19 protein-coding genes and 1 tRNA gene are annotated in these 21525 nt (G+C 59.5%); 14 read left to right on the plus strand and 6 right to left on the minus strand.

Going from position 1 to position 21525, the window contains the following annotated elements; translation table 11 throughout:
* Positions 1–88 precede the first annotated feature (88 nt).
* A complete protein-coding gene (oppF, locus tag GWQ27_RS12980; RefSeq protein ID WP_058395427.1) occupies positions 89–1084 on the plus strand; it encodes a murein tripeptide/oligopeptide ABC transporter ATP binding protein OppF in 996 nt (331 codons plus the stop codon).
* Between the two features lie 295 nt (positions 1085–1379).
* Positions 1380–2339, plus strand: coding sequence for a TerC family protein (locus tag GWQ27_RS12985; protein ID WP_059112226.1), 960 nt, complete (start codon positions 1380–1382; stop codon positions 2337–2339).
* 52 nt (positions 2340–2391) lie between these two features.
* On the opposite strand, the gene alr is transcribed toward GWQ27_RS12985, so the two are convergent.
* Positions 2392–3618: an alanine racemase gene (gene alr, locus GWQ27_RS12990; RefSeq protein ID WP_275907536.1), complete on the minus strand. Its 1227-nt coding sequence runs from the start codon at positions 3616–3618 to the stop codon at positions 2392–2394.
* A gap of 191 nt (positions 3619–3809) precedes the next feature.
* On the opposite strand from alr, the gene GWQ27_RS12995 reads away from it, so the two are divergent.
* Positions 3810–4250, plus strand: coding sequence for an isoprenylcysteine carboxylmethyltransferase family protein (locus tag GWQ27_RS12995; protein ID WP_275907537.1), 441 nt, complete (start codon positions 3810–3812; stop codon positions 4248–4250).
* Between the two features lie 76 nt (positions 4251–4326).
* Here GWQ27_RS12995 and GWQ27_RS13000 read toward each other — a convergent pair whose 3' ends face one another.
* From GWQ27_RS13000 to GWQ27_RS13015, 4 genes are all read right to left on the minus strand, one after another.
* Positions 4327–5586, minus strand: coding sequence for a dicarboxylate/amino acid:cation symporter (locus GWQ27_RS13000; protein ID WP_034523991.1), 1260 nt, complete (start codon positions 5584–5586; stop codon positions 4327–4329).
* A 204-nt stretch (positions 5587–5790) separates the two neighbouring features.
* Positions 5791–6285 (minus strand): hypothetical protein, encoded by a 495-nt coding sequence (locus GWQ27_RS13005; protein WP_275907538.1) that lies wholly within the window; start codon positions 6283–6285, stop codon positions 5791–5793.
* Positions 6286–6432: 147 nt separating this feature from the next.
* Positions 6433–6509: transfer RNA gene (locus GWQ27_RS13010), tRNA-Pro, on the minus strand.
* A 240-nt stretch (positions 6510–6749) separates the two neighbouring features.
* A complete protein-coding gene (locus tag GWQ27_RS13015; protein WP_087755504.1) occupies positions 6750–8093 on the minus strand; it encodes a dihydroorotase in 1344 nt (447 codons plus the stop codon).
* 79 nt (positions 8094–8172) lie between these two features.
* On the opposite strand from GWQ27_RS13015, the gene GWQ27_RS13020 reads away from it, so the two are divergent.
* Positions 8173–9048 carry a 6-carboxytetrahydropterin synthase gene (locus GWQ27_RS13020; protein WP_011898619.1) on the plus strand — a complete coding sequence of 292 codons (876 nt, stop codon included), beginning with the start codon at positions 8173–8175 and terminating at the stop codon, positions 9046–9048.
* A 71-nt stretch (positions 9049–9119) separates the two neighbouring features.
* Here GWQ27_RS13020 and GWQ27_RS13025 read toward each other — a convergent pair whose 3' ends face one another.
* Positions 9120–11132: a methyl-accepting chemotaxis protein gene (locus GWQ27_RS13025; protein WP_011898620.1), complete on the minus strand. Its 2013-nt coding sequence runs from the start codon at positions 11130–11132 to the stop codon at positions 9120–9122.
* 250 nt (positions 11133–11382) lie between these two features.
* Here GWQ27_RS13025 and hinT point away from each other — a divergent pair, with 250 nt between their 5' ends.
* The 10 genes from hinT to GWQ27_RS13075 all read left to right on the plus strand — a co-directional run bounded on the left by hinT (position 11383) and on the right by GWQ27_RS13075 (position 21478).
* Complete coding sequence (gene hinT / locus GWQ27_RS13030; RefSeq protein ID WP_005314859.1) at positions 11383–11733, plus strand: purine nucleoside phosphoramidase; 351 nt, start codon at positions 11383–11385, stop codon at positions 11731–11733.
* Positions 11733–13157: a hypothetical protein gene (locus GWQ27_RS13035; protein ID WP_275907539.1), complete on the plus strand. Its 1425-nt coding sequence runs from the start codon at positions 11733–11735 to the stop codon at positions 13155–13157. Before hinT ends, GWQ27_RS13035 begins: the two co-directional genes overlap by 1 nt.
* Positions 13158–13231: 74 nt before the next feature.
* Positions 13232–13630 (plus strand): YcfL family protein, encoded by a 399-nt coding sequence (locus GWQ27_RS13040; protein ID WP_005314863.1) that lies wholly within the window; start codon positions 13232–13234, stop codon positions 13628–13630.
* Positions 13630–14226 (plus strand): penicillin-binding protein activator LpoB, encoded by a 597-nt coding sequence (gene lpoB / locus GWQ27_RS13045; protein ID WP_005314873.1) that lies wholly within the window; start codon positions 13630–13632, stop codon positions 14224–14226. The genes GWQ27_RS13040 and lpoB overlap by 1 nt, the downstream gene beginning before the upstream one ends.
* On the plus strand, positions 14216–15049 hold the full coding sequence (locus GWQ27_RS13050; RefSeq protein ID WP_169045930.1) for a phosphotransferase: 834 nt from the start codon (positions 14216–14218) through the stop codon (positions 15047–15049). The genes lpoB and GWQ27_RS13050 overlap by 11 nt, the downstream gene beginning before the upstream one ends.
* A 3-nt stretch (positions 15050–15052) precedes the next feature.
* The gene (locus GWQ27_RS13055) at positions 15053–15910 is read left to right on the plus strand and encodes a DUF6279 family lipoprotein (RefSeq protein WP_111588700.1); all 858 of its coding nucleotides are present in this window, start codon (positions 15053–15055) and stop codon (positions 15908–15910) included.
* A 110-nt stretch (positions 15911–16020) separates the two neighbouring features.
* Positions 16021–16494: a hypothetical protein gene (locus GWQ27_RS13060; RefSeq protein ID WP_275907540.1), complete on the plus strand. Its 474-nt coding sequence runs from the start codon at positions 16021–16023 to the stop codon at positions 16492–16494.
* Positions 16495–16651: 157 nt separating this feature from the next.
* Positions 16652–18454, plus strand: coding sequence for a protein translocase subunit SecD (secD, locus tag GWQ27_RS13065; RefSeq protein WP_046400730.1), 1803 nt, complete (start codon positions 16652–16654; stop codon positions 18452–18454).
* 115 nt (positions 18455–18569) lie between these two features.
* Positions 18570–19484 carry a protein translocase subunit SecF gene (gene secF / locus GWQ27_RS13070; protein ID WP_174218925.1) on the plus strand — a complete coding sequence of 305 codons (915 nt, stop codon included), beginning with the start codon at positions 18570–18572 and terminating at the stop codon, positions 19482–19484.
* Between the two features lie 374 nt (positions 19485–19858).
* Positions 19859–21478, plus strand: a complete 1620-nt coding sequence (locus GWQ27_RS13075; RefSeq protein ID WP_111588767.1) for a methyl-accepting chemotaxis protein — start codon at positions 19859–19861, stop codon at positions 21476–21478.
* Positions 21479–21525: the final 47 nt, after the last annotated feature.

Here is a 21525-nt window from a genome sequence, read left to right on the forward strand (position 1 = left end):
ATCCTCCATGCTCCTGACGCCGTTTAACGACAGGCGTGAGCGGACATGTCGTTGGGTATCGGATGCCATGATCAAGGGGGCGAATTAAATGGGTACTGACAAGAAACTGCTGCTGGAAGTGTCCGACCTCAAGGTCCACTTCAGCATCAAGAGTGACAAGGCCTGGCCTTGGGCCAAGCCCTCGGCGTTGAAGGCGGTAGATGGGGTAACCCTGCGCCTGTATGAAGGGGAAACCCTTGGCGTAGTCGGGGAGTCCGGCTGTGGCAAGTCTACGTTTGCCCGTGCCCTGATAGGCTTGGTGCCGGCTACCGACGGCAAGGTGGTGTGGCTGGGCAACGATCTGACCAAGCTTGACCAGAAGGCGTTGCGGGAGAAGCGCAAAGAGATCCAGATGATCTTCCAGGATCCGCTGGCCTCCCTGAACCCGCGCATGACCATCGGCGACATCATCGCCGAGCCGCTCATCACCTTCTATCCCAACCTCTCCAAAGAGCAGGTGAAGGAGAAGGTGCGCGCCATGATGAGCAAGGTGGGTCTGCTGCCCAACCTGGTGAACCGCTATCCCCACGAGTTTTCCGGCGGTCAGTGCCAGCGTATCGGCATCGCCCGGGCGCTGATCCTGGAACCCAAGATGATCATCTGTGACGAGCCTGTGTCGGCGCTGGATGTTTCCATCCAGGCTCAGGTGGTGAACTTGCTCAAGGCAATCCAGAAGGAGATGGGGTTGTCGCTTATATTCATCGCCCACGACTTGTCCGTGGTCAAACACATTTCGGATCGGGTGCTGGTGATGTATCTGGGCAATGCGGTGGAGCTGGGTACGCGCAAAGAGATCTTCGCGAACCCCCTGCATCCCTACACCAAGGCGCTGATGTCGGCCGTGCCCATTCCGGATCCGGATCTGGAGCGCAGCAAGGTCATCCAGATCCTGGAAGGGGACTTGCCATCCCCCATGAATCCGCCGTCCGGATGCGTTTTTCGTACCCGCTGCCCGGTGGCGGGTCCCGAGTGTGCCAAGACCCGGCCCCAGCTGGAGGGCAATTTCGACCACGCCGTCTCCTGCCTCAAGGCCGATCCGCTCTGAGTGTGAGAATCCGATACGGGGCGCCTAGGTGGCGCCCCGATTCATTTTGCATTTGGACAAGATGCATCTTGGTGTTCTCTTTTGCTGCTGTTACTATCCGCTTCAACAAGGGGAGTAACTTCTCGCTGGTTTGTCGTCATTACGGTGCACCCATTTCCTGCAGTGCACCCGGCAGCCGGGCAGTTGATGCAAATCAGCTGTAAGTGAGACCTTGCCGAGAGGCAAGGTGTATCTGCTCCAAACGCAAACCCACGCCTCTCGGTCGTGGGTTTTGTCGTTTTTGGGAGAGATGAACATGGGTGAATGGTGGATGTGGACCGGTTTCTTCAGCATAGTGCTGGTCCTGTTATGGATAGATATACGTTTTGTCGGTGGTGGCAAGGCGCACAAGGTATCCCTCAAAGAGGCGGGCATCTGGTCTTTGGTCTGGGTCAGCGTGGCGCTGCTCTTCAACCTGGCAATCTGGCTCTGGCTGGATCACAGCGCAGGCCGCGAAATCGCCAACCAGAAGGGACTGGCGTTTCTCACCGGCTACCTCCTCGAGAAGGCGCTGGCGGTGGACAACGTCTTCGTCTGGCTGATGCTGTTCGGTTACTTCGCCATCCCGGCCGAGTTGCAGCGCCGTGTGCTGCTCTACGGGGTACTGGGTGCCATAGTGATGCGGGCAGGCATGGTGTTCGCGGGCAGCTGGCTCATCGAGGAGTTTCACTGGATCTTGTATCTGTTCGGGGTTTTCTTGTTGCTGACCGGGGTCAAGATGTTGTGGGCAGCCGACAAGGAGCCTGACTTGGCCAACAACCCGCTGCTGGGCTGGATGCGCCGTCGCTTCAAGGTGACCGAGACCCTGGAGGGGGAGAAGTTCTTCGTCTGGCGTGACGGTGTGCGGTATGCGACGCCGCTGCTGCTCATTCTGGTGCTGGTGGAGGTGAGCGATCTCATCTTCGCGGTGGACAGTATCCCGGCCATCTTCGCGGTGACCACGGATCCCTTCATCGTGCTGACCTCCAACATCTTCGCCATCATGGGCCTGCGCGCCATGTACTTCCTGCTGGCCGGTGTGGCCGAGCGTTTCGCCCTGCTGAAATACGGTCTGGCGCTGATCCTGATGTTTATCGGGATCAAGATGCTGCTGCTGGATATCTTCAAGATACCGACCGGCATTGCCCTTGGGGTCGTGAGCTTGATCCTGCTGATCTCCATGGGGCTGAGCCTCTGGACTACTCGCAGCCAGCAGTCGGTCAACGCAGAACGGTGAATATGAAGAGGGCTCCCGCGGGAGCCCTCTTTGCTGGTGAGATTGTCACATCTTAGCGTTTGATCTTCTTGGGGTTGGTGTAGCCCCAGATGGTGTACATGTCCGCCAGCAGGGCACCGTTGTACTCCTCGAGATCGGCCTGTTTCACTTCGGCCTCACCCTGACGGCCAAACAGCACCACTTCATCACCGGGTTTCACCCCTTTGAGATCGGTCACGTCCACCATGATGGTGTTCATGGAGGTCTTGCCCACCACAGGTACCTTCTGACCCTGGATCAGTACATAGGCCTTGTTGCTGAGCGCACGGCGATAGCCGTCGGAGTAACCGAGCGGCAGGTTGGCGAGCAGGGAGTCACGCTTGAGGGTAAAAGTGCGGTCATAGCCGACGGAGTTGCCTGCCGGATAGTGGTTGACCGACGCCACCTGGGTCTTGAATGCCATCACCCGCTTGTATTCGGTGTAGGAGGGGATGGAGTCGCCGTAGAGCAGGCCGCCCGGGCGCACCATGTCAAAGTAGGCGTCCGGCACTGCCAGGGTGGCGAAGGAGTTGGCGGCATGGATGGTGATCTTGCTGCGATCCAGCTTGCCTGCTTCCAGCAGCCACTGGGAGTCCAGCTTGAACTGGGCCAGCCCCAGCTTGACGTCCTCTTTTTCCTCCACCGGGAAGTGGGTCATGATGCCGACCGGGGTGATCCCCTTGAGTTTGAGCATGGCCAGCGCATCTTGCTTGGAATCGGCCAGACGCAGGTCTATGCCGTTGCGGCTCATGCCGGCGGAATTGAGGCCAATATGCACCGGGATCCGGGTATTGTGGCGCAGGGCGATGTCGGAGATCCCCTGAGCACTCACCAGGCTGCCAACCAGCTCTTCCAGCTTGTAGGGCAGGGCCTGTTCCACTTCGACAGGAGTGGCGGCGCGCACCCGCATCAGGCGACCGGTAAAGCCCTTCTCGCGAGCGACGCGGGCCTCTTCGTTGCTGGCGATGCCGATACAGGGGATCTCGGCCTTGATGACGGAGGGAACCAGCAGATCGATGCCGTGACCGTAGGCATCCGCCTTCATGATGGCGCAGATCTGCGGGCCCTTGTCGCCGAGGCGGGTCTTGAGAGTCTGCAGGTTCTGTTCAAACGCGGTCAGGTCTACTTCCAGCCAGGCGTTGCTGGCGGTTTGTACTTCGCCGTTGCGATGATCGCTCGCCTGCGGCAGATAGGGGGCTGCGACGGCTTGACCGGCCAGCAGGCCCAGGATCAAGGTGGCCAGCAGTGTCTTCTTGTGCATGGGGTGATTCCTTTTTTATTGTTGGCGTTGAGGTGCATGACGACCTTATGACGGCCTTTGTCATGCAGATGGGATAGAGTGTAGCCAAGGCATTGTTATTGTTATGAACTTTGTCAATTTCCTGCGGCATTATTCCTGTGGGAAGTGTATCGCAAGGTGTCGATTGTGGCACGTCTCATGGGAGCCAGTAGATGAGAGATCTGGAGTGTCGTGTGCCGCCTGTCCTGCTGTTTGGCATAGTGGTGCTGGCCATGGTGTTGGGGGGCGGTAGCGGGGAGGGGCGGCCAGAGCTGGCCCTGTTGCTGACGGTGGTCGGCTGTGTGTTCGGTTTTGGCGGCGTGCTGCGCTTTCGCCAGCATGGCACCACCGTCAGTCCAACCCGGCCGGCGCAGGCCAGCGTGCTGGTGACCGCAGGGCTTTATCGGCTCAGCCGCAATCCCATGTACCTGGGGCTGCTCTGCTGGACAATGGCGCTGGCCTGCTATCTGGGTGGCATGGGGGTCTGGATCGGGCCCCTGGTGCTGTGGGGCTGGTTGAATCGCTTTCAAATCGTGCCGGAAGAGCGGGCTCTGCAGGCTCGCTTCGGTGAGGCGTATGCAGAGTACTGCCGGCGGGTTCGTCGCTGGTGCTGAGCCGCGCGACACGCTGAAAAAATACAGATAAAAAACGGCCTGCATCAGCGGGCCGTTCTGCTTTTCGTGGGAAGGATCACGCCTTGGCGGTATCGACCTCACCCAGAGGTTCGGTTTCCCCCAGGCTGTCTTCGGTTTTGGCGACCACGCTGGCGGCGATGGCATTGCCCAGCACGTTGGTGGCGGAGCGGCCCATGTCGAGGAAATGATCGATCCCCAGCAGCAGCAGAATGCCTGCCTCCGGGATGTGGAACTGGTTGAGAGTGGCAGCGATGACCACCAGAGAGGCGCGTGGCACACCGGCCATTCCCTTGGAGGTGACCATCAACAGCAGCAGCATGGTGATCTGCTGAGCCAGGGAGAGCTCTATGCCATAGGCCTGGGCGATGAACATGACCGCGAAGGTGCAGTACATCATGGAGCCGTCCAGGTTGAAGGAGTAGCCCATGGGCAGCACGAAGCTGGCGATGCGCTTGTCACAACCAAACTTCTCCAATCGATCCAGGGTTTTGGGGTAGGCAGCTTCGGAGCTGGCGGTGGAGAAGGCGAGCAGTATGGGTTCGCGGATCATGGCCAGCAGGGTCAGGATGCGGCGGCGGATAAACAGACTGCCCATGGCAATCAGCAGCAGCCAGAGGCAACCCAGAGCCAGATAGAATTGCGCCATGAAGGTGCCGTAGGTGGCCAGGATGCTCAGACCTTCCTTGGCGACCATGGCTGCGATGGCACCAAATACCGCGAACGGCGCAAAATTCATCACGTAGCCGGTTACTTTCAGCATTATCTCGGCGCCGCTGGCCATCAGCTTGACCACCGGCTTGGCGGTATCGCCCAAGGCGGCGGAGGCTAGTCCAAAGAAGAGGGAGAACACCACTATCTGCAGGATCTCGTTGGTGGCCATGGCCTCTACCACGCTTTTCGGTATGGCGTGGGTGACAAAGTCCTTGAGGGAGATGGCGGTGACGACCACACCTGAGCTGGCGGTATCATCCGGCAAGGCGAGAGAGAGGCCCACGCCCGGTTGCAGCAGGGTAACCATCACCAGTCCCAGTGTCAGGGAGAGCAGGGAGGCCAGCATGAACCAGCCAAGGGTCTTGGCGCCGATGCGACCGACGGTGCGGGTGTCGCCCATCTTGGCGATGCCGACCACTAGCGTGGTGAAGACAAGGGGGGCGATGATCATCTTGATCAGACGCAAAAAAATGTCGGTCAGTATGGTGATATCGTCGGCAAAGCCTGCGGCCTGCTCCGGGGCGAACACGCGATAGCCTTGACCAGTGAGGATGCCACATAACATCGAAATGATGATGGCAGCCGTCAATTTATTCATTTTCATGAGGTGGTCCCAGTTTTGATAAGTGCAAAGCGTTTTGAGTGGCAGGGGTGCCACTTCAGTCCGTTTTTGTGATCCGGGCCGTAGATTCCTGACAGCCGGTGTGCTTGCAGCATGCCTAATTCGGGGGGGTAAATCCAGCGTCTTGTATCAGTGTTTTATGCTGTAGTTAGTTGTATGTGATATGGATCTTGCATTTTATCGATATTAATCGCCGTTTATTTTGATGTTAACAAGATATTTTGCTTCCATGCACTGTTCGTGTAAGGGCTGATGCAGCAGGGTAAAAATCAGCAGGGCCGAGGTGGCGTGTTGCACCTGCATCTGTGCCAGGAAGAGGTCAGGTTCCTCTTCATCAAAGCCGAACACGGGGCGCGAGGGGGTGACCCTGACCGCATCGCGCTGCAGCGTCAGTTCGTTCACCTCAATCCACTCATAGCCCCGGCTTTGCGCCATCTCGCCCGCGCGCTTGAGCACATACTTGCGAGCCGTTTCCCGGTCGATCAGATCGTTGCCGACAAACTCCAGCTGCCACTTGTCGGGGCCAAGTTGTGTCTTTGAGAAGCCGGTCCTGCCGTTCCAGAATGACTTTTCGCTGTGATAGGAGGTGGCACAGCCGCCCAGTAGGGTGCCGAACAGGCTGACGACAAGCAGCAGAACATGCAGGGGTGAGCAAAAGGAGAGGAGGAGCGGACGTTGCATCTCGATGGCCGGTTGGCAAAACACCTTGTCACTACAGCACAAACTGATCAGTGAGACAATCGTCGCTCAGGTCATCAACGGGCAGTGCCAGAGACGCGGCACAAAAGAAAAGGCCTTGTCGTTTGACAAGGCCTTTACCGGGGAATTTGGTCGGTGTGAGAGGATTCGAACCTCCGACCCTCTACACCCCATGCAGATGCGCTACCTGGCTGCGCTACACACCGACGGAGTCAGCTCGGCTGACGGGGGCTGAGTTTATGGAGATGCTCCGACCCTGTCAACAGGGGAAATCCAGCTCTGAGACTGTTTGCCTGCTTTGCGAGCAATTGACGCTCAAAGTGCCGCCACAGTGGTTGAATTCGGCCATCGATAGCTCATTTCAGGGGGCGTTGTGACGTATTTTTCAAGGCACCATAAAAAAGCGGCCGCCCTGGAGGCGGCCGTTTGCATCAGTGGTGATCTGATCAGCGGTTGAAGGTCAACCGCTTGCCCAGCACCTGATCGGTGACCTGACCGTTTTGCCAGGCGATCTGGCCATTCACCAGGGTCATCTCCACCGTGCTGTGGAAGCGGTAACCGTTGAAGGGTGACCAGCCACACAGGTAGAGCAGGTTGCTGTCGTTGACCACATAAGGCTTGCCCAGATCCAGCAGCACCAGATCTGCGAAGTAGCCCTCACGAATGTAGCCGCGATCCTGCACCTGGAAGCGCTCGGCTACCGCATGGGATGTCTTCTTAACGATAGTCTCCAGTGAAAACACGCCGTTGTGGTAGAGCTCCAGCAGCGCCAGCATGGAGTGCTGCACCAGGGGGATGCCGGACGGCGCCTTGAAGTAGCTGTTCTGCTTCTCCTCCCAGGTGTGGGGGGCATGGTCGGTGGCAATGATGTCCAGCACGTCGCTCCGCACAGCATCCAGCAGGGCGTGTTGGTCGGCGGCTGTCTTCACCGCCGGGTTGCATTTGATCTGGCTGCCCAGAGTGTCGTAATCCGCCTCGTTGAAGAAGAGATGGTGGACGCATACCTCGGCGGTGATGTTCTTGTCTTTCAGCTCGCTCAAGTCGTGGCTGGCGGTAAAGAGCGACAGCTCCTTGGCGGAGGTCAAATGCAGCACGTGCAGCTTGGCACCGTACTTTTTCGCCAGACCCACCGCCATGCTGGAGGACTTGTAACAGGCCTCGTCATTGCGAATGCGGCCGTGCTCGCGCATCGGTACATCTTCGCCCCACTTGGCGCGGGCCTCATCTTCCAGCACCTTGATGGAGGGGGTGTCCTCGCAGTGGGTGACTATCATCACAGGGCTCTCGCGGAAAATCGCCGCCAGTGTCTCCTGATTGTCCACCAGCATGTTGCCGGTGGACGACCCCATGAACACCTTGACCCCGCAGGACTGCTTGGGATCGAGGCGCTTGATCTCGTCGAGGTTGTCGTTGGTGGCGCCGAGATAGAAGCTGTAGTTGGCGGCGGAGGAGTTGGCGGCTATCTGGTATTTGGCTTCGAGGGCGTCGAGGGTGGTGGTCTGGGGATTGACGTTGGGCATTTCCATGAAGCTGGTGGTGCCACCTGCCACGGCGGCCCGGGATTCACTGGCGATGGTCCCCTTGTGGGTCAGGCCAGGTTCCCGGAAATGGACTTGATCATCGATCATGCCGGGGATGAGGTGGCGGCCTGCCGCATCGATCACAACGGCATCGGGCGCCTCGATATGGGGGGCGATCCGGGCGATCCGTTCCCCTTCAATCAATACATCAGAGGCGTAGATGCGGCCTTCGTTGACCAGGGTGGCATTCTTGATAAGCAATTTGTTCATGGGGGAGTCCAGTTCCTTTGTCAGTGATCGCGGGTCATAATATCGCAAACTGTACTTTCTCTGTAGCAAGGTCTGACTGATGAAGTTATTTGTAAGAGATTTGACCGTGATCGACTCCAGCTACCTGTGCGAACGCCGCGGCATGGTGGGGGAGAGCTGGCTGGTGGACGTCGAGATGAGCGGCGAGCTCAACGAGATGAGCATGTTGCTGGACTTTGGTCGGGTGAAAAAGCTGATCAAGTCGATCATCGACGAAGAGGTGGATCACAAGCTGCTGGTGCCGGCCGAGTGCGCCCTGATCCATGTGGCGCATCTGGAGGGGGAGGAGAGCACGGTCGATCTGCTGCGCCCCCAGGGATCCATTCACCTGCGCTGCCCGACTCAGGGCTTTGCCTTCATACCGGCGCCCCAGGTCGATAAAGAGTCCGTCACCCGCTACCTGCTGGCGGTATTGGCACAGCGTCTGCCCGGCAACATCCGGGATCTGTCGGTGACCCTGCGTCAGGAGCAGATCGACGGTGCCTTCTATCACTACAGCCACGGTCTCAAGAAGCACGATGGCAACTGCCAGCGGATCGCCCACGGCCACCGTTCTCCCATCGAAATCCATGTGGATGGGATGCGTGACGGTGAGCTCGAGCTTAACTGGGCCGAGCGCTGGGCCGATATCTACCTTGGCACCGATGAAGACAAGGTGGACCTGAGCGAACTGAACTTGAGCGATGTCGCCCGGTCCCAACTGGGTGAGCAGCACTTGGGATTCAAGTATGTGGCCCCCCAGGGGCTGTTTCAGCTCGCCATGCCGGCGGCCGAGGTGGAGATGATCTACACCGACACCACCATAGAGCTGCTGGCGTGCTACATAGCCCGTGAAGTGAAAAAAGCGGTGGGTGACAAGTTTGTGAAGGTCGTGGCCTATGAAGGGGTCGGCAAGGGCGCCATCGCCTACGCCTGATCCCACCGCACTGCCACCAGATAAACAAGGCCCCGCCAACAGCGGGGCCTTGTTGTTTCAGCGAGAGAGATTCAGGCGCTGAGCTTGAAGCGCTTGACCAGATTCTCCTGCTGCTCGGCCAGGGCGTCCAGCTGCTGGCTGGTCTCGGCGACCCGTTCAATGCCCTGATAGTTGAGATCCGAAATATCCGAGATGCGGTTGAGGTTGGTGGCGATGTCGGCACTGGTCGCCTGCTGCTGCTCGGCGGCGGAGGCTATCTGGCTCGACATGTCGCTGATGAGCACCACTATCCCCTGCACCTCCTCCATGGCGGTATTGGCGTGGGAGCTCTGATCCACGCAGCTGTCCATCTCGCGGGAGCACTCCTGCATCACTGTCACCGCCTTGGCGACCCCCTGCTGCAGGTTCTCGATCATGGTCTGGATCTCGCTGGTGGACTGGGCGGTGCGCCCCGCCAGACTGCGCACTTCGTCGGCCACCACGGCAAAGCCGCGGCCCTGCTCGCCGGCACGGGCGGCCTCGATGGCGGCATTGAGGGCCAGCAGGTTGGTCTGCTCTGCGATACCGCGAATGACGTCGAGGATATTGCCAATCTGGCCACTCATGGCGCTGACATCGCCAATCACCTTGCCGGTCTGTTGCAACTTGCCTGCCAGCTGATGGGTGGTGGTGATGTTGCCCGCCATCACCTTGCGGCCGGTCTCGGAGGCTTTCTCCACGTCCTGTACCCGCTCCAGGGTCTGGTTGGCGGCCTGGGCCACTTCCCGCACCGAGGCTTCCATCTGGGTCATGGCGGCGGCGACCGAGGCGGTCTCCTGGCGCTGTGTTTCCAGATCCGCCCGCACCGATTCCGTGGTGTGGCGATTGTCGTGGGCGGCGCTATTGAGCTGGGTCGAGGCCTGGGAGAGCTGGGTGAGTACATCCCCCATCTGCTGGATCAGCAGGTTGACCTGGCTGCCGAGCTGGCCGAATTCATTTTGGCTCTTGAAACCGACGCGCTGTGTCATGTCCCCCTGGGTCACTTCGGTCAGCACCCGCAGCAGCTCCTTGAGGGGGCGGCGTATGGCTTTGCCCAGGGTGTAGGCCACCAGGATGGCGATGAAAATGGCGATGGCGATGCTGATCCCCTGGGTCAGGGTGCTCTGGGCCTGCACCTTGCCGGAGGCGCGAATGCTGTTGTTCATCAGCTGCTGGCTCTGATCGGTGATCCCTTCCAGTTTGCTCTGTATGCTGACGATGAGCTTGCTGGCCTGCTTGCTCTCCTCGCGCATCCGCTCCTGCTGCTTCATCAACGCCAGGTATTGGGCAAGCACCCCTTCGCTGGCCGTGGTGTCGCGCACGAACCCATGGACGTAGTGCCCCATGTTGTTGTCGAAATCCTTGAGCTCCCCCTGCAGATCCTTGATGGTGCTGTTGAAGCCCTCGATCTGCATCTTGTTGCGTTTGAGCGCCGCCTCTATGGGGGCGGGGATGCTCTGGTTGAGCGCATCCATGGTGGAGAGCTCGATGGCGGAGAGCTTGGTGGTCAAGGTCTCGGACAGCATCTTGATGAAGCTGTCGTCGATGGTGATCATCATGTCGCCGAGGTTTTTCTTGAACTGGGGCAGACTGACCTGAAACTGCCCCTTGGCCTGGTTCACCTTGTGCAGACGGGTGAGCAGGGCCTGGTGTTCGGTGGGTAGCGTCCCGGTCAGCTGCAGATAGTCGCTGACCAGCTTGGTCAGTGTCGCCATGTCACCCTGCAGTTGCGGGTGCGCCGCGGCCTGCTGGCTGAGGGTGGCGAGTGTCTTGTCGACCTGGGCCTTGGCCTGTTGCAGCTCGGCCACTTCGGCCGGGATCTGCTTGGGATCCTGCTCGGTCAACACGTCTGTGAGCCATTTGTTGGCGCTGAGCAGGCTTATCTGGGTCTGGCTGCTGGCGATCACCAGCGGCATGGATTGCCGGGTAACCTGATCCAGCGCCTGATTGAGCTCGCTCTGGCTGCGAAAGGTGAGTACCGAGGTCGCCGCCATCACGGCCACCAGAATGGCAAAGCCTAAATAGACCCTCTGCAAGATGGAGAGGTCTGACATGGATTGTTTCATTATTGTCCCGCTGTATATGCAAAAGTCCCTTGCCTGAATACCCCGTCCATTTGATACCCTGCTATCACCCTGGGCGAGCGACGTCGGCAGACGTCCTCCGGCTATCGGTATTTTTAACAATAACTGAAGAGAATGGGACAACGGCTGTGTCAAATATCGGCTTGTGTCACACTTGACCGGCCCTGACGGCAACTTTGGGAGCCGCTTGAGGTGGGTTTAGAATTTTCTTTTTCATATAAGGGAGTTATCCATGGCGCAAGAAACCATTTTCAGCAAAATCATCCGTAAAGAGATCCCCGCCGACATCCTTTATCAAGACGATTTGGTGACCGCATTCCGGGACATTCAACCCAAGGCCAAGACCCATATCCTGATAGTGCCGAACGTGCTGATCCCCACCGTCAACGATGTAGAGCCCGAGCATGAGCTGGCCCTTGGCCGCATGTTCACGGTGGCACGCAAGCTGGCAGCCGATGCCGGTATCGCCGAGGATGGCTATCGCCTCATCATGAACTGCAACCGCCACGGCGGGCAGGAGGTCTACCACATCCATATGCATCTGGTGGGTGGTCAATCCCTGGGGCCGCTGCTCTGCCTGTGATGAGTCCGTTTCCCCGTCTGGCCGGTCTGTTGCTGGCCAGCACCCTGCTGGGGGGCTGCGCCTCCCAGTGGCAGGATATGTTCGTCTCCTATTCCGATCAGATGGTGCCCCTGCGCAACCAGCTGCTGCTGGGACACGCCGCCGAGGCCCTGCCCGAGGTGCGTGAATCCACCCTGGGTGATGACACCTATGTGCTGGACCGGCTGGAGCAGGGGCGCATCGCCTGGCTGGCCGGGCAGGATGCGGGCAGCAAGCAGGCCTTTGCCGCCGCCGACAGCCGCCTCGAGTGGGAAGACAATCAGGCCGAGTATCGGCTGAGCCAGGGCCTGAGTCAGGCGGGCAGCCTGCTTACCAACGATCAGAGCATGGCCTACCTGACGCCGGATTATGAGCGCACCATGCTGCATCACTATCTGGCGCTGAATTACCTGCAACGGGGGGATGCCGACGGCGCGCTGGTGGAGGTACGCCGTGCCAACCAGGTGCAGGAGCGGGCCCTCAAGGCGCGAGCGGGGGAGGTAAGCAAGGCCCGGGAAAAAGGCACTGAAGCCAGCACAGAGCGCAATATGCGCCAGCTCATGTCGCGCGGGGCACCGGATCTTGATCGGCTGATCGGCAAGGTGAAAAACGGTTTTCAGAACGCCTACACCTTCTATTTCTCCGGCGTGCTCTATGAGGCGGCCGGGGATCTCAACGACGCCTGGGTCGACTATCAGCGGGGTTACCAGATAGCGCCGGACAACCAGAGCCTGCAGGACGCCTTGCTGCGCCTGGCACGGCTGCGTGGCTCGCCGGATGAGCTGAAAGAGACCGAGAAAAAGGTGGGCCGCAAAGCGCCTCTGCTTGCCAAGGATCAGGGTCAGCTGGTGGTGTTGTTTGAAGATGGGCTGATCCCGGCGCGGCGGGAGCTGTTCCTGCCGCTGCCCATTTCTACCTCCAGTGGTGATTTTCGTACCTTTACCGTGGCCGTCCCCTATTACGACAATAGAGCCAGTCAGACCGGTCCCCTTGTTGTCTCGGTTGGCAAGCGAATCGAGCAGACCAGCGAGCTGGTGCGATTGGAAGCGCTGGCCGCCAAGGATTTGCAGGAGCGATTGCCGGGCATGCTGACCCGTCAGGCGCTGCGGCTGGTGGCCAAGGAGCAGTTGAGGCGCACAGCCGCCAAGGAGGGAGGTGATGTGGGCAATATTCTGGTGGGCATCTTCAACACCCTTTCTGAGCGGGCCGATACCCGCAGCTGGCTGACGCTGCCGGCTCAGGCATCCAGCTGGCAGGGCATGCTGCCGGCCGGTGAGGTGCAACTCACTCTGGGGGCGGGGAGTGCCATGCGCCAGTTGCCGCTCACCATACATGGCGGACGCACCACCCTGGTGTGGGTGCAACGGCTCGGCGCAGGCCTGACTACCCGGGTGATGCCGCTCTAGGCACCCACTCAAACGACAATGACACCCATGACTGATCGGTTGGGCCCCTGTGGCCGCCGGCTAAGGAGATCAAGATGAAAGCATACGGGTTGGCCCTGGGGTTGGTTATGCTGCTGGCAGGCTGCGCTACCAATACGTCCGGCGTGGCGCTCTATGGCGCTGCAGGCGCGGCGCCTGTGCAGGAGCAGCATCAGAACGTCAATGTGACCCTGACCGAGCTGAGCCGGCGCGAGCAAAACGGCCTGCTGCAGGTCAATGTGGCCGCTGCCAGTACCCAGCGTGGCGATAACAAGCTGCAATATATGTTCTATTGGTATGATGAGGCGGGGCAGGAAGTGGCCAGTGATGGTCGCGGCTGGACACCCATCAAGCTCCACGGCTATCAGAGCCGCACCCTGTCTGCTCTGGCGCCGAGCCCGGCCGCCCAGGGATACCGGATTTATGTACGCGAAGTGATTGAGGAATCCAACTGATGAAAATGAATCATGCCCTGCTGATATTGAGCGGCGCCCTGCTGCTCGGCGGTTGTTCCAGTACCACCGTCAGTTATGGCGACCCCACCGAAACCGAGACGGTGACCGTGGATTACGGCTCATCGGATCTGCAGGCCATTGCCGACAAGATGGCGGATTCCATGCTCGCTTCACCGGCGACCAGCGAGATCACTGCAGGTGGTCGTCCCGTTATGTTCATGGACTCCATCCGCAACAAGACCTCGGAGCACATCGATACCGAAGCCATCACGGATACCATCCGCACCAAGTTGCTGCGCGTTGGCAAGTTCCGCTTCGTCGACATGAGCAAGGTGGCCGCGGTCAAGCAGCAGCTCGAATACCAGCAGAGCAGCGGCATGGTGGATCCTGCCTCCATGGTGCGTCTGGGCAAGCAGACCGGTGCCCGCTACATGGTCTATGGCAACCTCAGCAGCATCGTCAAGGACAACGGCAAGGTGAAGGACGTCTACTACCAGATGACCATGAACCTGATGGATCTGCAAAACGGTGAACTGCTGTGGGCCGACCAGAAAGAGATCCGTAAACAGGCGAAGAAATCCACCTTTGGCTGGTGATCTGGCAGAGCTCGAGCTGCTGGCCAGCCTGCCAGTCCCCTGGTGCTCGGGGCGGCTGGAATCCCTGGCCAGTGGCCTGACCAACTGCAACTATCGACTGCGCCTCCCCTCGGGGCGCAGTCATTTTTTGCGGCTTGGTCACCCCGACCCCTATCGGCTCGGCATCGACAGAGCCACAGAGTGGCAGCTCTATCAGGGCGCCATGGTACAAGGGCTGGCGCTGCCCTGCCACCACAGCGATCCTGCCAGCGGTTTGATGTTGCTGGACTGGTGCGACGAGCCAAACTGGGCCGAGGTGCCACCGCCCCTGGCCGAGCAGCCCGGCCTGCTGGCTGAGGTGCTGGTGCGACTGCACCGGCTGCCTGTGCCTGCCGTCGTGATGGCGGTGCGGGCTCATGCCACCGGTTATCGCGGCCGTCTGGCCCGGATCCCTGAATGGTTGCCTGCGCTGGAGCGTGCGCTGCTTGCCAGCCGCGAGCCTGACGACTGCTGGCTCCCTTGCCATCACGATCTTAATCCGGCTAATTTGTTGGGGTCGCGCCCCTGGGTCATCGACTGGGAGTATGGCGCCGCCGGTCACCCCGGTTTCGAGGTCGCCAGCATACAGCGCACCCACGGCTGGGATGACGAGCGGCGAGCGGCACTGGAACAGCGCTATCTTGAGCTGGCAGGGAGGGCGCCGGGAGCAAAGGGCTTTCAGAGTCAGGCCTTCCTGCCCTGGGTCGATTACATTGGCCTGCTGTGGGCCCTGCTGATGGCCGAGCAACAAGACGAGCCTGATTATCAGGCCCTGATCGACATGAATCGTCAACGTTTGGAGTAGTGCATGATGACCACCTTTTCCTGGCGTCAGCCCCGCAGCTGGAGTCTGTTGTTGCTCTGCCTGCTGCTGGTGGGCTGTTCCACCCGCGTTGTCTATTACTGGCTGGACGTGGCCATCGTCTGGCAGCTGGATGACTACTTCTCGCTGGATCGTGGCCAGAAGCGCTTGCTGGATCATGAGGTCAAAGGGCTGATGGCCTGGCACCGTCAGCACGAGGTGCCCCGTTATGCCGATGATCTCGATGCCCTGGCCAAGGCGGTCGCGAGCCCCATGAGCCCGGCGCAGGTTTCCCGCCATCTGGATGCGGCCCAGCAGAGCCTGACCCGCACCCTGGAGAACACGGTTCCCCGTGCCGTTCGGCTGGCCCGCACCCTGACCGAAGATCAGGTGGCCATGTTCATGAAGGACAGGCTCACTCGTCAGGCCGAGCGGGAGCAGGACTTTGCCCGCAAGCCCAAGGCCGAGATGCTCAAGGAGTTCACCGACAAGATGAACGAACGACTCGTGTTCTGGATTGGCGAAGTGAAACCAGCGCAGGCGCCTTTGGTGGCGCAGTGGGTGGAGTGGCAGTATGAGCTGCAAGCCCCCTGGCTGGAGTTCCAGACCGCCTGGACCAAGGAGCTGGCCCGGCTGATGAAGCAGCGCCAGAGCCCGGACTTCGGTGCCCAGCTCACCGCCCTGTTGCAGCAGGGGGATGGGCTCATGGATGGCCGTTTCACCGGCTACACGGATCAATCCCGCCAGCGTACCGTCAACTGGCTGAGCGCCCTGAGCCAGTCGCTGGATATCTCCCAGCGCACCCATCTTTACTCCCTGCTCAAGGACTATGCCCGGGACTTTAGAAAGATGTCCGAGGGGTAAGCGCAGGGGGGCATTGCAAGGTCAACGCGGCGAGGTGATGAGCCTTGCCGCCTTGTCCTTGGCGGGCCTCTGTGGTAGTTTGCCCTTTCTATTATTTGGGAATTAACTTTTTGAGCCTGCTGGACAAAGTGAAACTGGCGCTGATGACACTGCTCATCTCGCTCACTCTGTTGCTCTCTACCGTCTCGGTGGAGGGGCTCGAGCTATCCGCTCATCCGTCTGCCAGCCAGCACACTCAGGTGATGCATGATGCCGGCACAGGCGAGCAGTCAGACAGCTCGCGGGCGCTCCACAGTGCCAGTGACAGCGATGACGGCATCGTCAAGTTTGTCGGCTCCCACCAGAATCACCTGTTGCGTCTCGAGCACTCCCTGCGTAGCGATAGTCAGCCCGGCAGCGTTGTTTACGAGCTGATCATGAGCTGGTCGCAGCAGGCGATCCTGTTGCTGCTGTGCGGCCTGCTGTTCTACGCTGTTCTCTATTCCCCCAAAAACAGTTTCCGCGACCGCTTTGCCACCATTCATCGGCACAGGTTGCAACGCCAACACCTGCAATACCGCTTCTCCCAGAGCTATCTCGCCTGATCCCGATGGGGTCCGGTCTTACTGCACAGCCTCATCGCCTCCGTAAAGCCAGCTCACCGCGCGTGAACTGGCTCACTGTCTCATTTGTATTTTCTTGCGTGCTGTTCACCTTTTTGGTGTGCGTGCCCGCCGCCTTCTCCTGACAGAGGCTTTTGCCATGAGAAAAAAGAGTCGTATTACCCTGAACCGCATGAGCAAGTGGCAGTACGCCCTGCTGCTGCTCATGCTGTTCACTTTCGCGTTTTACTCCCTGCCTACCTTCTTCGGTGAGCAACCCTCACTGGGCCTGCACGGCCAGACCAGCCTGACAGAAGCGCAGCGCACCCTGCTGGCCGACAACCAGATAGCGCCGGTCAAACAGGTACAACAAAAAGAGCGGGTCGAACTGGTGTTCAGCAGCCAGTCTGAACAGCAAAGGGCCAAACAGCTGCTGGAGCAGCAAGGCTATGACAGCGCCGCCCTGACCCTGGAGTTCTACTCCAATGCCCCGACCTGGATCAGCCAGCTCGGTGCGGCTCCCATCAAGCTCGGGCTGGACTTGCGTGGTGGCTCCCAGCTACTGATCGGGGTCGATCTCAGTTTCGTGGTGGACAACCAGACCCGAAACCTGGTGGACATGCTGCGCAGCCAGTTCCGTGAAGCGCGCCTGCGGGGGGCCAACGTGGCCCGGGTGAGTGAAGGTGAGGTGCGGGTCATACTGCCCGAGGTGGCCGATCAGGCACCCTGGCTTAACATCATCAAGGATTCTGCCGGTACCCGGCAGGATCAGTGGACCCTCAATCGCAGCGGCAACGAGCTGCGACTGGTGATGAGCGAGGCCGAGCGTACCCTCTTGGCCAACAACGCCGTGACCCAGAACCTGTCGATCCTCAAGAAACGGATCAACGAGCTCGGCATCGTCGAAGCCTCGGTCCAGCGTCAGGGCCAGGATGGCATTCGCATCGAGCTGCCAGGGGTACACAATCCCAAGCAAGCCAAGGAAGTGATAGGCGCCACGGCGTCACTCGCCTTCTATCAGGCCCAGCCGGAGAGCCGCTTCTTCATGGCGGATCGCAACGGTCAGGCGGTCGGCATGGCGCGCAAGCCGGTACTGACCGGTGAGCACATAGTCGATGCGCGGGCAGGTATGGGAGAGATGGGACAACCCCAGGTGAGCATAGTGCTCGACACCCTGGGTGGCAGCAAGATGAACCAGTTCAGCCGCCAGCATGTGGGCAGCGCCATGGCCACCGTCTTCACCGAATACAAGACCAATGCCCAGGGCAAGCTGCGTGCCCAGAGCGAAGTGATCAACGTCGCCACCATACAGACTGCCCTTGGCAACCAGTTCCGCATCACAGGCCTTGCCAGCGTACCCGAAGCTCAGGAGCTGGCCATGCTGCTGCGGGCCGGTGCCCTTACGGCGCCGCTGAAGATCCTGGAGGAGCGCTCAATCGGGCCGACCCTGGGGCTGCAAAATATCGAGGCTGGCTTCACCGCGCTGGCGTTTGGCATGGCGGGCATGATGCTGTTCATGATGGCCTGGTATCGCAAGTTTGGCTGGGTTGCCATCACGGCGCTCATCGCCAACCTGCTGATGCAGGTGGGCATGCTGGCCGTGCTGCCGGGGGCCGTACTGACCCTGCCGGGGATCGCCGGTCTGGTGCTCACGGTCGGCATGGCGGTGGATACCCACGTGCTGATCTTTGAGCGGATCAAGGACCGCCTGCGTGAAGGGGGCAGCCTGGCCAATGCCATCGACTTTGGCTATCGCTCGGCGTTTCGCACCATTTTCGATGCCAACATCACCACGCTGATCTGTGCCGTTGTGCTCTACTCCATCGGATCTGGCCCGCTGCAGGGCTTCTCCATCACCCTGATCCTGGGCCTCATCTCCAGCATGGTGACCGGTATCTGGGGTACTCGGGCCATCATCAACCCCTTGTGGGGCAAGAGCAGCGCCAAGCTGCTGAGGGTGTGACCGTGACCCCTGCATTTACTCTGTGCCATAGCGCCGCGCGTTCGAGCCTGCTCCGCGCCTGCGTCACGCGCTTCCGGTTGGGAAGCCCGAGTCAGCTGTTGTCGAGGATAAAATTATGTTGAGAATGATCGTTGCCATGGGCCTGACCCGCTGGCGTTACATTGGATTGTGGATTTCCGTGCTGCTGACAGTGGCGAGCATAGCCGTGCTGGCCATCAACGGCCTGGAGCTCGGGCTCGACTTCACCGGCGGTATCTTGCTGGAGTTTCGTATCCAGACATTGAAAGAGGCCCATGAACTCAACGCCCTGCTGAGCGCGCCGCTGGCGGGGGCCATCGAACTCAATGGCGCCGGCATTCCGGGAGAGTGGCTCATCAAGCTGCCGCCCCACGAGCTGCCCTGGCCAGCCGAGGAGCTGGCGGTCATGCTGGGTCAACAGCTCAACTTGCCGGTGGAGCTGCTGCGCACCACCATAGTCGGTCCCCAGGTGGGCGCCGAGCTGTTCCAGCAGGGGATGCTGGCGGTGCTGGTGGCCTCACTGGCCATCTCCGCCTACCTGGCGGTACGGTTCGAGTGGCGCCAGGCCATCGGCATCCTGATCTCTGTGCTGCACGATGGTCTGGTGGCGATAGGGCTGTTGGCACTGTTCCACATCGAGTTTGACCTCAACGTGATCGCCGGCCTGATGGCGGTGATCGGTTACTCGCTCAACGACAGCATCGTCATCTCGGACCGGCTGCGGGACATCTTGAGCTCGCGCACCAAACTCTCCATCTACGAGTGTTCGGACGTGGCGATCAAGGCGACCTTCAGTCGTACCATGATCACCTCGGGGACCACCCTCTTTACCGTGGGAGCCCTGCTGCTGTTCGGGGGGGATGCCTTGTTCGGCTTCGCCTTCACGCTGTTTACCGGCGTCCTGGTGGGTACCATCTCTTCCATCACGGTCGCGTCGACCGTACAGGAGCTGCTGGGACTCACGCCCCAGGCGTACCAGAAAAAAGAGGAAGAGCTGGCAGAAGCGGCATGACCTGACTCGCCAGCCTTTGCAGACAAAACGGGTTTTTGGGCAATGTGCTCAGGGGATCCAATCCTTGGCCCGTTTTGTGACAGGTGTGAATAACAAGAGGGAGGCATTGTGCCTCCCTCTTTGTTTATTGGCTGGCGGGTATGACCCAGCGAGCTGGCCTGCTGTTCATCCAGCATTGTGTTCAGGTACAGACATAGGGCATGCGCTGAACGGCACTGCCACGGCCTGGGGAGTGGCAAAGTCCCGAACAAGCGCGAGTCAAAAAGGCGCGGCTGGCCGGCCAGGGTACGCAATGAAACAGCCCGTTTCGCAGACCATTTTTTGTTTATGCATCGTCTACACTGCTAGGGAGTTTCCTTATGGAGTATGCGGTTATGAACATTGCGCGCCGGCTTCAACTGATTGCCTTGCTGGTGATGGTGGCTCTCGTTTTTCTCAGTTGGTTCAGTATCAATCGCCTCGCGGCGTCCAACCAGGATCTGAGTTATGTGACGGATAATACAGTGCCAAGCATATCCTTGATCAAGGAGGTGCAGGCCGATTTCTATGAGCTGCATGCACTGATCCAGACACATGTACTCAATACCGATGATGGCAAGATGCAGCAGATTGAAACGGATATCGCTGACATACGGACAGCGATCAATTCGCTTCTGGAAAAATATAAAGCCGAGATGCTTTCCAATGATGAAGACAGGCGATTGACTGATGATGATCAGCGGATCATTGCCCAATATTATCTGGAGATAGACAAGGTCCTGTTGCTGTCGCGCCAAAACAAAAACACCGAGGCCAGAGATTATCTGGCAAACAACGTCATGACGCTGTTTGGGCAGTTTGCTCAGGCGATAGAGCGCCATGTCAAGTTCAATGTCGATCTGGGGCTGACGCTCAAGCGGCAGGGAGAAGAGAACTATGACAGCAGCCTGCAAACCCTGCTGTTCATTGCCGGTGGCACCGGCATATTGACCCTGGGGCTTTTTATCTGGTTGTTCAATCAGGTTGCCAACCCACTTCGACTTGCCATGCAGACCCTTTCCCTGATCCAGCGCGACTTGAATTTTACCCTGAGGGCAGACGTGAAGCAGCAGGATGAAATTGGGTTGACGCTCAATGCGGTCAACCGTCTGCTGGATACCTTGCAGCAAACCTTTACTGAGTTTTCGGTGGGCAGTTTGCAAATAAAGAGTACTGCTGAGTCGCTCTCCCAGGCTGCGCAGCACCTTGCAAGTTCCGCGAGCCAGGCAAATGATGCAACCAGTCTGATTGCTGCGGGAGTGGAGGAGATGACGGTGAGCATCACGGATATCTCGCAGCGAACCCAGGAGACCAGCCGTATCACCAACGAGTCGGGCAAGCTTGCCAGTGACGGCGGCGCGACCATAGAGAGAACGGTGCAAGCTATCAACGAGATTGCCGACTCCATTCGCCAGGCCTCCCATGAGGTGACGGCCTTGGGCGAGGGCATTTCCCGGATCGGCGGTGTGGTGAACGTCATTCGTGACGTTGCAGGCCAGACCAATCTGCTGGCCCTCAATGCCGCCATTGAAGCAGCCCGTGCGGGTGAGCAAGGTCGAGGATTTGCGGTGGTCGCTGACGAGGTGCGCAAGCTGGCTGAGCGTACGGCTCAGTCAACCCAGGAAATTTCGGCAACGGTAGAGGCGATTCAACAAGAGTCTCAGGCCACAGTGTCCAGAATGAGTCAGGTAGAGGAAAAAGTGGTGCAAGGGGTTGCGATGGCCACTGAAAGCGGGGAGATCATCACCCAGATCCGCCATGCGTCGCACCGGGTCATGGATCAGGTCGGTGAAATCACCAATGCCATCCGCGAACAAAGCTCGGCCGCGGAATCCATCGCTCATCAGGTGGAGCAGATTGCACAGGTGGTCCAGCAGACCAGCAGTACGGCAGAAGAGACCTCGGCCGCAGCGGAAGAGCTCAATGTGACCACAGAGAGCATCCATCAGCAGATCTCTCGTTACCGTATCCAGTGATGGTCAGTGGCCCCTGATGCCGCCATCATTAAGGTCGTCCAGGGGGA

Source organism: Aeromonas sp. 5HA1 (genome assembly GCF_029237245.1).
Classification (GTDB): domain Bacteria; phylum Pseudomonadota; class Gammaproteobacteria; order Enterobacterales; family Aeromonadaceae; genus Aeromonas; species Aeromonas salmonicida.

What these genes read in the sequence shown, in the direction of transcription:
- GWQ27_RS13025 (WP_011898620.1), bottom strand. Translation starts at nt 11,132, where the DNA reads ATGAAACAATCCATGTCAGACCTCTCCATCTTGCAGAGGGTCTATTTA.
- GWQ27_RS13035 (WP_275907539.1), top strand. Translation starts at nt 11,733, where the DNA reads ATGAGTCCGTTTCCCCGTCTGGCCGGTCTGTTGCTGGCCAGCACCCTG.
- GWQ27_RS13015 (WP_087755504.1), bottom strand. Translation starts at nt 8,093, where the DNA reads ATGAACAAATTGCTTATCAAGAATGCCACCCTGGTCAACGAAGGCCGC.
- hinT (WP_005314859.1), top strand. Translation starts at nt 11,383, where the DNA reads ATGGCGCAAGAAACCATTTTCAGCAAAATCATCCGTAAAGAGATCCCC.
- secF (WP_174218925.1), top strand. Translation starts at nt 18,570, where the DNA reads ATGTTGAGAATGATCGTTGCCATGGGCCTGACCCGCTGGCGTTACATT.
- GWQ27_RS13055 (WP_111588700.1), top strand. Translation starts at nt 15,053, where the DNA reads ATGATGACCACCTTTTCCTGGCGTCAGCCCCGCAGCTGGAGTCTGTTG.
- GWQ27_RS13000 (WP_034523991.1), bottom strand. Translation starts at nt 5,586, where the DNA reads ATGAAAATGAATAAATTGACGGCTGCCATCATCATTTCGATGTTATGT.
- GWQ27_RS13075 (WP_111588767.1), top strand. Translation starts at nt 19,859, where the DNA reads ATGAACATTGCGCGCCGGCTTCAACTGATTGCCTTGCTGGTGATGGTG.
- alr (WP_275907536.1), bottom strand. Translation starts at nt 3,618, where the DNA reads ATGCACAAGAAGACACTGCTGGCCACCTTGATCCTGGGCCTGCTGGCC.
- GWQ27_RS12995 (WP_275907537.1), top strand. Translation starts at nt 3,810, where the DNA reads ATGAGAGATCTGGAGTGTCGTGTGCCGCCTGTCCTGCTGTTTGGCATA.
- GWQ27_RS13005 (WP_275907538.1), bottom strand. Translation starts at nt 6,285, where the DNA reads ATGCAACGTCCGCTCCTCCTCTCCTTTTGCTCACCCCTGCATGTTCTG.
- GWQ27_RS13040 (WP_005314863.1), top strand. Translation starts at nt 13,232, where the DNA reads ATGAAAGCATACGGGTTGGCCCTGGGGTTGGTTATGCTGCTGGCAGGC.
- secD (WP_046400730.1), top strand. Translation starts at nt 16,652, where the DNA reads ATGAGAAAAAAGAGTCGTATTACCCTGAACCGCATGAGCAAGTGGCAG.
- oppF (WP_058395427.1), top strand. Translation starts at nt 89, where the DNA reads ATGGGTACTGACAAGAAACTGCTGCTGGAAGTGTCCGACCTCAAGGTC.
- GWQ27_RS12985 (WP_059112226.1), top strand. Translation starts at nt 1,380, where the DNA reads ATGGGTGAATGGTGGATGTGGACCGGTTTCTTCAGCATAGTGCTGGTC.
- GWQ27_RS13020 (WP_011898619.1), top strand. Translation starts at nt 8,173, where the DNA reads ATGAAGTTATTTGTAAGAGATTTGACCGTGATCGACTCCAGCTACCTG.
- lpoB (WP_005314873.1), top strand. Translation starts at nt 13,630, where the DNA reads ATGAAAATGAATCATGCCCTGCTGATATTGAGCGGCGCCCTGCTGCTC.